This is a genomic window from Stenotrophomonas sp. K-6 (assembly GCF_056861555.1).
On sequence record NZ_JBSPUC010000001.1, the window covers coordinates 415,830 to 428,415 of the forward strand.

Annotated in this window: 11 protein-coding genes and 1 tRNA gene; 6 read left to right on the forward strand and 6 right to left on the reverse strand. The window is 64.4% G+C overall.

All coding sequences use genetic code 11. The annotated features are described in order from the left end of the window. Window positions 1–25: 25 nt before the first annotated feature. Complete coding sequence (locus tag AC13F7_RS01815; RefSeq protein ID WP_482999063.1) at window positions 26–943, reverse strand: lauroyl acyltransferase; 918 nt, start codon at window positions 941–943, stop codon at window positions 26–28. Window positions 944–1,028: 85 nt separating this feature from the next. On the opposite strand from AC13F7_RS01815, the gene dtd reads away from it, so the two are divergent. The 6 genes from dtd to AC13F7_RS01845 all read left to right on the forward strand — a co-directional run bounded on the left by dtd (window position 1,029) and on the right by AC13F7_RS01845 (window position 7,361). Next, window positions 1,029–1,469, forward strand: coding sequence for a D-aminoacyl-tRNA deacylase (dtd, locus tag AC13F7_RS01820; protein ID WP_482999064.1), 441 nt, complete (start codon window positions 1,029–1,031; stop codon window positions 1,467–1,469). 90 nt (window positions 1,470–1,559) lie between these two features. Further along, the gene (gene rpoD / locus AC13F7_RS01825; RefSeq protein ID WP_482999065.1) at window positions 1,560–3,407 is read left to right on the forward strand and encodes an RNA polymerase sigma factor RpoD; all 1,848 of its coding nucleotides are present in this window, start codon (window positions 1,560–1,562) and stop codon (window positions 3,405–3,407) included. Window positions 3,408–3,559: 152 nt separating this feature from the next. After that, the gene (locus AC13F7_RS01830) at window positions 3,560–4,234 is read left to right on the forward strand and encodes a hypothetical protein (RefSeq protein WP_482999066.1); all 675 of its coding nucleotides are present in this window, start codon (window positions 3,560–3,562) and stop codon (window positions 4,232–4,234) included. A 168-nt stretch (window positions 4,235–4,402) separates the two neighbouring features. Beyond that, window positions 4,403–5,803 (forward strand): type II toxin-antitoxin system HipA family toxin YjjJ, encoded by a 1,401-nt coding sequence (gene yjjJ, locus AC13F7_RS01835; protein WP_482999067.1) that lies wholly within the window; start codon window positions 4,403–4,405, stop codon window positions 5,801–5,803. Window positions 5,804–5,859: 56 nt separating this feature from the next. After that, window positions 5,860–5,935: transfer RNA gene (locus tag AC13F7_RS01840), tRNA-Ile, on the forward strand. Window positions 5,936–6,167: 232 nt separating this feature from the next. Then, the gene (locus tag AC13F7_RS01845) at window positions 6,168–7,361 is read left to right on the forward strand and encodes a serine hydrolase domain-containing protein (protein ID WP_482999068.1); all 1,194 of its coding nucleotides are present in this window, start codon (window positions 6,168–6,170) and stop codon (window positions 7,359–7,361) included. A gap of 215 nt (window positions 7,362–7,576) precedes the next feature. Here the strand turns inward: AC13F7_RS01845 and AC13F7_RS01850 are convergent, their stop codons facing one another. The 5 genes from AC13F7_RS01850 to AC13F7_RS01870 all read right to left on the reverse strand — a co-directional run bounded on the left by AC13F7_RS01850 (window position 7,577) and on the right by AC13F7_RS01870 (window position 12,464). Next, window positions 7,577–9,226: a phosphoethanolamine transferase gene (locus tag AC13F7_RS01850; RefSeq protein WP_482999069.1), complete on the reverse strand. Its 1,650-nt coding sequence runs from the start codon at window positions 9,224–9,226 to the stop codon at window positions 7,577–7,579. An 86-nt stretch (window positions 9,227–9,312) separates the two neighbouring features. Next, on the reverse strand, window positions 9,313–9,705 hold the full coding sequence (locus AC13F7_RS01855) for a diacylglycerol kinase (RefSeq protein ID WP_482999070.1): 393 nt from the start codon (window positions 9,703–9,705) through the stop codon (window positions 9,313–9,315). Window positions 9,706–9,811: 106 nt separating this feature from the next. Then, the gene (locus AC13F7_RS01860; protein ID WP_482999071.1) at window positions 9,812–11,056 is read right to left on the reverse strand and encodes a sensor histidine kinase; all 1,245 of its coding nucleotides are present in this window, start codon (window positions 11,054–11,056) and stop codon (window positions 9,812–9,814) included. Window positions 11,057–11,081: 25 nt separating this feature from the next. Then, window positions 11,082–11,777 carry a response regulator transcription factor gene (locus tag AC13F7_RS01865; protein WP_482999072.1) on the reverse strand — a complete coding sequence of 232 codons (696 nt, stop codon included), beginning with the start codon at window positions 11,775–11,777 and terminating at the stop codon, window positions 11,082–11,084. Window positions 11,778–11,900: 123 nt separating this feature from the next. Further along, complete coding sequence (locus AC13F7_RS01870; protein WP_482999073.1) at window positions 11,901–12,464, reverse strand: hypothetical protein; 564 nt, start codon at window positions 12,462–12,464, stop codon at window positions 11,901–11,903. Window positions 12,465–12,586: the final 122 nt, after the last annotated feature.

The following is a 12,586-nucleotide window of genomic DNA, read 5'->3' on the forward strand; positions in this document are numbered from 1 at the left end:
CCAAGGGCGCGACGCTGCGTCGCAGTCAGTGCGGATGGTCCTCGGTGGCATAGGGATCGTCCTCCCCGCTCTCCGGTGGGCGCAGCGTATAGCGCTTGTAGGTCCACTGATACTGCGCCGGATCGCGGCGGGCGATGCGTTCGATGCCGGCGTTGAGGGCGGTCGCGGCGGTGCGCGGGTCCGGGTCGGCCACGGCGGGCGGGGTAGATTCGATGTGCAGGGCGAAGTCCATGCCCGGGCCGATCCGCTCACACCAGCCGTACAGCACGGTCGCGCCGGTGCGCTCGGCCAGCCGGTTGACCAGGGTCATGGTCAACGCCTCCACGCCGAAGAACGGCGCGAACACGCCGTCGCCGGCCTTGGGCTGCTGGTCGGGCAGGATGCCGGTGGCGCCGCCGTCCTTGAGTACTTTGAACAGCTGGCGCACGGCCGGCCCTTCGGCGCGGACCTGCTGGACGTTGTCGCCGCCGCGGACCAGCTGCAGGAAGGCATCGCCCACCGCTTCATCGGGCGCCTTGTAGACGATCGCAATCGGCCCGCGCGAGGCCAGCCACTGGTTGAGCAGCTCCCAATTGCCGTAATGCGGGGCAGCCACGATCACGCCCTTGCCGGCGGCCACGGCGGCGTCGTACAGCGCCTCGCCGTGGCGCTCTGTGAGCCGGGCCAGGTTGCGATCGCGCGGCTGGGTCCACAGGCGCAGGGTCTCGATGGCCTGCAGCGCGGTGGAGCGCAGCACGTTCCGATGCAGCACCGCACGTTCGGCGTCGCTCAATTCGGGGTAGGCCAGCTCGAGGTTGCGGCGGGTGACGCGGCTCTCACGGGCATTGAGACGTATCCACAGCCAGGCCAGCCCGTTGGCGAAGGCACGCAGCCAGGACCAGGGCAGGCGGGTGAACAGGGCAGCGGCGCGGTAGGCCAGGCGGGCAGTGGTGTGCGGTTTCATCACCGCAAAGTCTAGCCGCTGGCGGCCTGCCTGTCGGCGCGCGGGCACGTTAAGGTAGGCCGCCTTCAGTTGCGGAGCCGTGTGCATGCTTGTCCTGATCCAGCGCGTCAGCGACGCCAGCGTCCGTGTGGAAGACGTGGTCGTGGGCCAGATCGGCCCCGGCCTGCTGGCCTTGGTGGGCATGGAGCCGGGCGATACCGAGGCCCAGATCGAGCGGATGGCCGATCGCCTGCTTGGTTATCGTGTGTTTGGCGACGAGGCCGGGAAAATGAACCGGTCCCTGCGCGACACCGGCGGCGGATTGCTGCTGGTCAGCCAATTCACCCTGGCGGCCGATACATCCAGCGGGATGCGGCCGGGCTTCAGTACCGCCGCGCCGCCGGCGGAGGCTGAACGCGGATTCAATCGACTGGTGGACATCTGCAGACAAAAGCACGCCCCGGGGGTGGAAACCGGCCAGTTTGGTGCCCATATGGTTGTCAGCCTGGTCAACGATGGTCCTGTGACCTTCCTGCTCAGACCCTAGCCCCCGGGACCACCGCCCGGGAAGGCGGGGCGCCGGGCTGGTATAATGCTAGGTTCTATTCCCTCTCCCAGCCGGTGGCGCGAGCACTACATGGCCAACGAACGTCCTGCCCAGCAAAACGACATCAAGCTTCTGATCAGCAAGGGCCTGGAACAGGGCTACCTGACCTACGCCGAAGTCAATGACCACCTGCCCGACGACATTGTCGACCCGGAGCAGATCGAAGATATCATCGGCATGATCAACGGCATGGGCATTGATGTCCATGAAGTTGCGCCCGATGCAGAAACCCTGTTGCTCAACGATGGCAACACCGGCAACCGCGAAGTCGATGACACCGCGGCCGAAGAAGCCGCCGCCGCGCTGAGCGCGCTCGATACCGAAGGTGGCCGCACCACCGACCCGGTGCGCATGTACATGCGCGAAATGGGTACGGTCGAGCTGCTGACCCGCGAAGGCGAAATCGCCATCGCCAAGCGCATCGAAGAAGGCCTCGGCCAGGTCCAGGCGGCACTGGGTACCTTCCCCGTGTCGGTGGAATCGCTGCTGGCCGACTACGACGCGCACAAGGAAGGCAAGAAGCGCCTGGCCGAAGTGATCGTCGGCTTCAATGACCTGGTCGAGGAAGTGCCGGCCCCGGTCGTCGCTGAAGACACCAGCGACGATGCCGAGGACGACGCCGACGACGAAGATGACGGCGACGACGTCGAGGAAGAAGCCGGCCCGACCGGTCCGGATCCGGAAGAAGTCGCACGCCGCATGCAGGCCCTGAGCGACGCGTACGCCGCGTTCAAGAAGGCCGCTGCCAAGGGCGACCGCAAGCCGCTGGCCAAGCTGCGCGACGACATGGCCGCCGTGTTCGTGACCCTGAAGCTGCCGTTGCCGCTGACCGATGTGCTGGTCAAGCAGCTGCGCGACGTCATGGCCTCGATCAAGTCCCACGAACGCCGCGTGCTGAACCTGGCCACCGTGACCGCGCGCATGCCGCGCAAGGACTTCATCCGCTCGTGGGAAGGCAACCAGACCAACCTGGAGTGGGTGGAAGACGCACTGAAGCGCAAGCAGAAGTGGTCCTCGGCGCTGCGTGACGTGAAGGATCAGATCATCGCCGAACAGCAGGCGACGATCGACATCGAGAAGACCACCTGGCTGGAACTGGACGAGCTGAAGGAAATCAGCCGCGCCATGGCCTACGGTGAAGCGCGTGCACGCAAGGCCAAGAAGGAAATGGTCGAAGCGAACCTGCGCCTGGTCATCTCGATCGCCAAGAAGTACACCAACCGCGGCCTGCAGTTCCTCGATCTGATCCAGGAAGGCAACATCGGCCTGATGAAGGCCGTGGACAAGTTCGAATACCGCCGTGGTTACAAGTTCTCCACGTATGCGACCTGGTGGATCCGCCAGGCCATCACCCGTTCGATCGCCGATCAGGCGCGCACCATCCGTATTCCGGTGCACATGATCGAAACGATCAACAAGTTGAACCGCATTTCCCGTCAGATGCTCCAGCAGTACGGCCGCGAGGCTACGCCGGAGGAGCTGGCCAAGGAAATGGACATGCCGGAAGACAAGATCCGCAAGGTGATGAAGATCGCCAAGGAGCCGATCTCGATGGAAACCCCGATCGGCGACGACGAGGATTCCCATCTGGGCGACTTCATCGAGGACACCAACGTGGAGTCCCCGATCGAGAACACCACCAACATCAACTTGTCTGAAACCGTGCGTGACGTGCTGGCCGGCCTCACCCCGAGGGAAGCCAAGGTGCTGCGCATGCGCTTCGGCATCGACATGAACACCGACCACACCCTTGAGGAAGTGGGCAAGCAGTTCGACGTCACCCGCGAGCGTATCCGCCAGATCGAAGCGAAGGCGCTGCGCAAGCTGCGTCATCCGAGCCGGTCCGAGCAGCTGCGCAGCTTCCTGGATATCGATTGATCGATACCGGCAGTTCGCGATGAAACACCAACAGACCCCGCGCAAGCGGGGTTTGTTTTTTGGGCGGCAGGTGTCGCCGCGTGGGCAGCGGGCGCGAATGCGGATGCGGTAGGATGCGCGTCGCTTTACACCTGTGGATCAATGGAATGACGATGAAAAAAGGCTGGCTTCTCCTTGCTCTCTGCCCCTTCGCCGCGCTGGCCGCGGAGCCTCAGCAGCCTGCCTGCAACGCAGCTGATTTCTTCCAGACCCAGCCCGACCTCACCGTCGGCCGCGTCGTGGATGCCGGCAACGTGGCCCTGATGGCTGAGCGCCCCGGCTGCCTGGACACGCCGCAGGACGGCTGCAGCAGCGGCGATGAAGTTGAACCGGGCAGCGGCCTGGTGATCGGCAGCCGCTGGAACGACTACTACTGCGTGCAGGTCCTGCCACCCGGCAAAGCGGTGGTGGGCTGGGCGCCGGCAGAGCGTGTCATGAAGACCGGCCACATGGCCGACACCGACTTCAGCAGTTGGCTTGGCAGCTGGGACGGCAGCGCAGGGCGCGTGCTGGAGATCCAGGCCGAGGGCGACACGCTGCATCTGCGCATGCTGCCAGCGGGCGGCAAAGGCGAGGGCACGCTGATCGGCAGCGCCGAGCCGATGGGCGATGAGCTGTTCCTGGGTGAGGAACCCTGCGCAGTGCGGGCCTCGCTGCAGGGAGCGGAGTTGGTCGTCACCGACAACGGGCAGTGCGCGATCGGCGCCGTCAACCCGGGTGGCGTCTACTCGAGCCGGGCGGCGGCGCAGCGGATGGAGCGCTTGTTCGAGGGGGTGGGGGATCGCTAGGTTTTTATTTGAGTTTAGTTTCTTTTTTCGTAACTTAATTGCTGCAGTGTTTTTGCTGATGGCTGATACGTTGTTATTTTAATCAACGGCTTAGAGGTATGATGAGGTTGCGGTTCGCCAAAGATTGGCGTATAGATTCGTAACTTAATTCGTCCCGAAATCCAGACCATGGCCCGTCCCCGTACAGTCCAGCTCCAGACGCTGTTCGACAGTCTGCCGGCTGGCGAGGTGGTATCGGCGGCCGATCTCATTGATCGCCTGGGCGTCACCCGGCCAACCCTGAGCCGTCTGGTCGCCGAGGCCGGGGACCGCGTGGTGCGACTTGGCCGCACCCGCGCCACGGCCTATGCCGTCCGCCAGCAGACCGCCGCGGGCAGCGAGTGGCCGCTGTACCGTCTGCGCCCAGACGCCACCCTTGAAGAACTGGGCTCGGTCGTGGCACTCACGGGCGAGACCTTCCACGTGGCGACTACCGCCGCACGTCCCAATCTGACCCGTTCGCCCGACGAGACCGTCGACGGCCACTTCCCGGGGCTGCCGTGGTATCTGGACGACCTGCGCCCACAGGGCTTCCTCGGGCGCACGTTCGCGCATCGTCGCGGGCGTGACCTGGGCATCCCCGACGACCTCAATCGCTGGCAATTGGGTGACACTCTGCAGGCTCTGGTACGTGCAGGCGGCACCGAGATCGGTGACCTCCTGCCTGGCGGCGATGCCGTGCAGATGGCGTTGCGCGCGCTTGATGCGCCTGGCGATCACGTCCCTGCCGGGCAGCGCGCACGTCGTTATCCCGAGCGCGCCGCAGCGGCACTGGAAGGCGAAGACGTCGGATCGTCGCCGGGTGGCGAGCAACCGAAGTTTACTGCCACGGTGGAGCATGAGGGAGGGCGCTATGCGGCGCTGGTGAAGTTCGCGCAGCCCACCGCAGGCGAGGCCGCCGAGCGCTGGGCGGACCTGCTGGTCTGCGAGCACCTCGCCCTGCAGTGCCTGCGCGACGCGGGGGTGGACGCGGCGGCGTCCGAGATTCTCCAGACCGACACGCACACGTTCCTCGAGGTGCAGCGCTTCGACCGTACCGTCGACGTGCTCGGCCGGCGTGGCTTCGTCTCGCTGCTGGCGCTGTCTTCGGCCTTCGTCGGTGACGTGACCCTGGACTGGGGGACGGCGGCAGACGCGCTGCTGACGCAGGGCTGGGTCGATCGCGACGCGCAGGCCGCCATGGGCAGGCTGCACGCCTTCGGCCGGCTGATCGGCAACAGCGACATGCATCAGGGCAATCTGGGTTTCCACCTGGTCGATCGCGGTCCGCTGCCGTTGGCGCCCGCGTATGACATGTTGCCGATGTCACTGGCACCCTCGCGCACAGGGGTGCTGCGTGCAGCTACGCCGCTCGCCTCCATCGCGCCGGAGCGCAGCGGCCAGCTCGCGCACCTGCACTGGGCAGCGCCGCTGGCGGTGGACTACTGGCAACGCGTGGCGGGCTCGGCGCTGCTGCGCTCGGGCGGGCTGCGTGAGCTGGCTGCGGAGAATGCGCGTCGGGTGCAGGCGATGGGGCAGCGTTTCGGCTGATGTGAGGGGTGCAGTGGAAAGCGCCTGCGGGCCTCCACTACACTGTGCGGCCGCAAGGGCCTATAGCTCAACGGTTAGAGCAGAGGACTCATAATCCTTTGGTTCCAGGTTCGAATCCTGGTGGGCCCACCACACCGGCGTCTCTGGTGACCGGCATCCCTGCGACCTACTTCGCTCACCTCGCCGCATCCCAAGCCAGAGACGCGCGCTGTCGTAGGCCGACCGCGCAGGCAAGCAACCGCTCCATGGGCCACCGCACCTCGCCGCTGTGAGTGCCGCAGCCATAGCTCCCATCCCATGACTTCTGCCACTCCATCATGACTACAGATGTAGTCATGCTGTATCCGTTTCCGGAGGAATGCGCATGCACTTGAAATCGTGGTGGATGGCACTGAGCTGCCTGGTGTGCTGCAACGCTTTTGCTGCCAGCGGTGGGATGGAGCGCGCTCTGGCCAATCTGAAGGTCAACGCGGAGATGTCCCGCTCCGACGCGATGCTGATACAGCGCGATGGAGAGACGCTGCTCGAAACCCGGAGCACCGCGGCAGCGCAGCCGATTGAACTGATGTCGGCGACCAAGTCGGTGGTGGCACTGTCCATCGGGCTGTTGCTGCACAGCGGCGCGCTGGAATCGCTGGATCAGCCGGTAAGCGCGATCTATCCAGAGTGGGCACAGGGGCGCAAGCAGCACATCACGGTGCGGATGCTGCTCAATCACACCTCCGGCCTGCAGAATGTGCCGAATGCAGGCATCGAACTGGAAGGTGCGCCGGATCTGGTCAAGCTGGCATTGGCGGCTGAACTGTCAACGGATCCCGGGTCGACGTTCTCCTACAACAACAAGGCGACCAACCTCCTCGCCGGCATCGTCGAGCGCGCTTCGGGGAAGACGATGGATCGCGTCGTCGAGAGTGGCTTGTTCCAGCCACTGGGCATCACGGACTACACGTGGCGCAAGGATGAGGCGGGCACGCCGATCGGCATGGCCGGCCTGGCACTGTCCGCTGCCGACCTGGCCAAACTGGGCCGGTTGATTCTGGACAAGGGTGTCGCGCCAGACGGGCGTCGCCTGCTGGGAGAAGACTTCGTCGCTGAACTCATCGCCGAAAGCGCCCGCTCGAAGGACGTGGGGCTGCTGTGGTGGAGAATTCCTGCCTGGGAGCGGTTTACGCTGAAGCCGGACGCGGCATCGGTTCTGTCGCGCAACGGCGTCGATGCGGGCGTGGCGGCTGGGCTGTTGAAGGCGGGCAGTAGCGGGTTTGCCAGCAAGGGCGAGCTGTTCGCTTTTTTCGGGGAAAGCCTCGGGCCAAGCTGGGCTGACGCGTACGGCCGCGAGATCACCGGCCGAGGGATCAAACTTACGGATCTGTTTGATCAGGTGCGCGGGCCGGTCGCCGCCCATGCTGCCATGGGTTACATGGGCCAGTATCTGGTCGTGGTTCCAGAGACATCCCTGGTGGGGGTCCGGCAGATCGCGTGCAAGAAGGGCTACGATTTCGCCGTCGACGACTATGCGACGTTTGCCGCCGACGTGTTGACCTTGTCCGAAGCACTGTAAGACGTTCGAGCCCATCTCCCCTGCAACTGCGGCGCCCAGCCCGAAGACCGCAGACACCGCGCCGAGCGTCACATTGAAGCGGCTGGTTCGCTGGGCCAGGTCGCTGATGATGACGGGGGCAGTGCACGGACGATCTCCGCACCGACGTCAGGCATGTCTCCTGAGCGCGCCCGTCCGCGGGCGCCTCGTGTCAATGTGACCGCCCGCCCACGGGGTCAAGCGCGGCACGCGGCAAACAGGTCCAGATCACGCTGGTAGACCTGGCTGCGGACATCGAACAGCCCCAGCAAGGAGTGGTAAACGTTGTCGTGACTGTACGCCGTGCCCTCGGCACGGTTTCGCAGGCAGGCCAGGTTGAGGTTTGCATGGTGCGCAAACGCCGGCGAGAACCACATCACCATCGGGACGCGGGTCTGTTCCTGAGGCGCAATGAGGTAAGGCGTGCCGTGAAGATACATACCGCGCTCGCCAAGCGACTCGCCATGATCCGAGACGTAGATCATGGCCACGTCCCGCTGCTCCGAGTAGCGCTGCAGCAGATCAATGGTCCTGCCCAGCATGCGGTCGGTGTAGACCAGTGTGTTGTCGTACGTATTGGTCAGCGCCGCGTTGGTGCACTTCTGGATCTGGTTGCTGTCGCAGGTCGGGGTGAAGACGTTGCCGTCGGCAGGGTAACGCTCGAAGTAGGTTGGGCCGTGGCTGCCCAGTTGGTGGAGTACGATCAGGCCATCCCCCTGCATGGCGTCGATGCGTGCGTTCAGTTGATGCAGCAACACTTCGTCGTAGCAGGTGCCGTCCTTGTTGACACACTGCCCGGCTACCTTGAATGCAGGCATGTCGTCGGTGGCCACGCGCGTGCACACGCCTTTGCAGCCGCCATTATTGTTGTTGCGCCAGAGGATGTTCACACCGGTACGCTTCAGGATATCCAGAACGTTTTCTTCCGTCGCTGCGCGTACGTCATCGTACTGGGCGCGCGTCATTCTGGAGAACATGCAGGGCAGGGAGATGGCCGTGGCCGTGCCGCAGGATGAGACGTTCTTGAAGGCGATGATGTCGCTTCGCTTTGACAACACGGGATTGGTGGCACGCGGGTAGCCGTTGAGCTGGAAGTTCTGCGCCCGCGCGGTTTCGCCCACCACGGCAATCACCAGCCTGGGACGCCTGCCCGTGCTTGTCGGCGGGCGGGTGGCATCCTCGGCGACGCGCTGCAGCGGCCGTGACACCGCGATGTACTTGCGCTTGAGATAGCCGTTGGCATGGCGCACGAAGTTGACCGGTAGGACCTGGTCCCTGAGCTCGCGGTTGTTGCGCAGCAGGGAGGCATAGTCCTTGTAGAACACCATGGATATCACGGCCAGGATCGCCAGGGTCGCCAGAACGTTGACCACCATCCAGGAGGCGGTCTGCAGCACGCACCCGCTGCGGATGCGCAGCGACGTCATCGCGGCGGCTGGCAGCGCGCCCAGAAGTACGATGGTGAGCAGCAATGGGACGGAGAAGTAAGAGCCGAGCTCGGCCTGGTTGGTCTCGAAGACGTTCTGCACCATGCTGCGGTCGATCAGGACGTTGTAGTGCAGCATGAAGTAGGTGCTTGCAGCGCTGATGATCACCAGCAGTACCAGCAATGGTTTGCGCAGGTAGGGCAGCGCGAGCACCGGCATGAGCAGCAGGTTGAACAGACAGAAGAAAAAGACCGGCAGGCTCAGGAAGAACAGTACGCCGCGCACGCTGTCGAACTCCGCGTGCCTCCATAGCGCGTGCCACAGTGCAACGTTGCCAAGGGTGGTGAAGAACAGTGCGACTATCCATGTCAGCTGCACCGGGTTGAGTCGCACGAACATAAGACGCTGAAACACGCGCATTCTTCCAATGAATGAAAAGTGCGCGCAGTATCAGAATGCGTGTATCAGGAACTTGTCAGGCGCAGAACCAGGCGTTCTTCGGTGCTCTATCCGAGCAGGATGACCGCCCATACGGCGCCCACCATCAACAAGGCCGTGGCCTGAGCGGTACTGCCCATGTCCTTGGCATTCTTTGACAGCGGGTGGAGGTCGAGCGAGATGCGATCAACAACGGCTTCGATGGCGGAGTTGAGCAGTTCCACGATCAGGCTGATGAAGCTGACGGCCAACATCAGCGCACGCTCCACCGGGCTGACGTCGAGCACAAACGTGGCTCCCATCAGGACGCCATGCAGGACCAGCAGTTGTCGAAAAGCGGCCTCGCCTCGCACGGTCGCGAGGAACCCGTCCCGCGAGTGGATCACCGTGTGGACAATCCGGTTGAATCCGGTCCTGCCGTGGCGATACTTGCCGGCTCTGTCCGGGTCTGACCAGTGCATCTGCATCTCCTGCGTGGATTGATGGGTGCACAGGATCGGAGGGGTGGCGTCAGGAAGCTGTCAGGAGCGGGCGCGGAAGCGTGTGATTGCGGAAACGCAGTCTCGCTTAGTGTTGCTGGCCCTGCGCTGCGGACATGTCCAGCGTAAAGCGGCAACCGTGCTCCGAACTCTCCACGGCCATGCGCCAGCCCAGGTGGTCCACGATCCGTTGCACGATCGACAGGCCAAGTCCTTCCCCGCTCTGGCGCAGGCTGGGCGCGAAGCGCTGGAACTGCTGTGGATCCATGCTGGGAGGCAGGCCTGGACCGGTGTCGACGATGGACAGCGTGGCGTCCCGCACGGTGATGCGGATTTCGCCTTTGTCGGTGTACTGGCAAGCATTGCGCAGCAGGTTCCAGAGCACGCTGCGCGCCAGTTCGGCGTTGGTGTGGATGCAGGGGTCCTGCGGTGCATCCAGCAGCAGGACGACCGGCTTGCCCGCCAGCCAGGGCTGGCAGCGCGTCATGCATTCCTCGATCAACGGACGCAGCGGGACATTCTCCTTGGCAAGACGCTGTGGGTCCCGTGAGAGCAGTAACAGGCAGGACAGCTGGCGCTGCATTTCCTGTGTAGTCCGAACGATCCGCTCGCCGCTCGCCCTCAGGTGGCTGTCCTCGGGCAGCTGGTGAACGATGGTCTCGGCCGCGCCGGAGATAATGGCCAGGGGCGTGCGCAGTTCATGGCTCGCATCCCCCACGAAGCACCGTTCACGCTGCAGGTACCGCTCCGCCTCGTCGCTGTGCTGTGCGAAGGCGCGCGCCAGCACGCCGATCTCGTCGCGTGCCTCCTGGAAGGGAAACGGCGTCTGCCCGCGCTGCACCGCATCGGCCAGCCGGGTGATGGGGGCGATGACGCGCGCTGCCGTCAGTCGCCCGATCCAGAACGCGCAGAGGATGCACAACAGCATGACCACGAGCGCATAGCCATCGATCACGTGCTCCAGATACTGGTACCGCTCGGCATCCTGGCGGAGGTAATAACGTTGGTCGCCGAGGTCGAACACCAGCAGATGCCAGACGTCGGGCGGGTCGGTGCTGTAATAGCCAGGTGCATACGGGCGCAGGGCATTGGGCACGTTTCGCGCATCATAGAGCTCACTGCCCGCAGACAGCGCCGGTGGCGTGCCATCGGCAAGGTCGGCCTGCAGGCGATCCATCTCGCCGTGCAGGCTTCTCGAAATGACGTAGGCCCTGAGCTCGTCATAATCCAGCTGCTCGGCAGCGACCACAAAGCCCATGACGGCCACCATCAGCAGCACGAACGACACGGTGATCCGCGTTCTGAGCGTCATCTGGCGGTAGAGCGCTTTCATGACGGCAACTGCCCTCCTCGGGTCGTCATTCCGGGACAGACGTCGTTGGCGCACTCAAGCGCCATCCGATGCCGTGCACCGTCTCAATGAGCGGATACGTGAAGCTCTTGTCCGCATGCTGCCGAAGCTCGTGGATATGCGTCCGCAACGCACCGCTTTCCGGCGGGTGGTCGCCCCACAGCAGGTATTCCATCTCCTGCTTCCTCACCACGCCGGGCGCGGCCCGCATCAGGCAAAGCAACAGCTTATGGGTGCTGGGGGTCAGCGTAATGGTCTGGCCCTGCCGCCACGCCTGCGGTGCACGGGTGTCCACCCGCAGGTCCTGCCAGGTCAGCGTGCCCTGGACGCTGCGGCCCTGGGCACGTCGCACCAGCGCCTGGATGCGTGCATCGAGCTCTATCAATGAGAAGGGCTTGACCAGGTAGTCGTCCGCGCCCAGCGCCAAGCCCTGCACGCGGTCATCCACCGGATCGCGCGCGGTCAGCATGATCACCGGTACGGGATTCTGGAATTCCTGGCGAAGTTTGTGGCAGAGCGTCATGCCGTCCAGCCGCGGCAGCATCAGATCCAGCAGGATGGCGTCGTAGTCATTCCCGGTTGCCAGGCGCAGGCCCGCAGCGCCATCGCGTGCATCGTCGAGCACATAGCCCAGCGGCTCCAGGAATGCGTACAGGTTGGCCACCAACTCGGGGTTGTCCTCGATGATGAGCAGGCGTGTCATGGTTTGTTGGGATGTGGCCGCATGGGGGAACTGTGCGGGATCGTCGTAGTGTTGCCAAGCGCTGCGGTCAGGCAGGGCACCCCGTCGCCAGGTACAGCAGCTGGAACCACAGCGGGCGCATGCCTACCTCAGCAACGAAGGCGCCTGGTCAATCCGCCACGTGCCATTCAACGCAAGTACCACGGCGAACTTCCCGCACAGCAGTACGTCGGCTTCATTGTTCTCGCGCACGGAGCGGTCAGCCCCTGGGAGCATCAGGACCTGGACCTGGCCGATGAAGTCATGCCGCTCATGGTGCTGGCCACGCACCATCACGCGATACGGTCCGCGAAGCGTACGCACCACCGGGTGACGGCCTGCGGCCTGTGTCGCACCTACAAGATCGATCGCGTTCCCGCGGGGCATGCGCCAGGCGATGCGCTCGGGTTGGCCAAACCACGCCAACGCCTTCACCTCGCGCGCCTGCAGGGCCCGCGTGGCCGGTGTGCGGCGAAGTGCGGCCGCGGCCCGCTGGCTGCGCAGTGCAGTCCACAGCATGCTGCCTATGATGAACAGGCCGGCAGCAGTCAGGTACACGAACACCAGGCCAAACCACGGCGAGCTGTTGGGAATGCCGAACAGCATCGCGACAAAGATGAGCAGCATCGCCCATCTGATCCATTCGCGCGGGTCCTTGCCCGTTGTCATATTCGCTTCCTTGAGCACGGTCTGCAGGCGCGCAGACCGTGGAATTCTGACACTGGCGGAAGCGCAATGCATTGCAGGGGGCGGAACGCGCATCAACGCATCATTCCTCGCCGTCGTCGTTG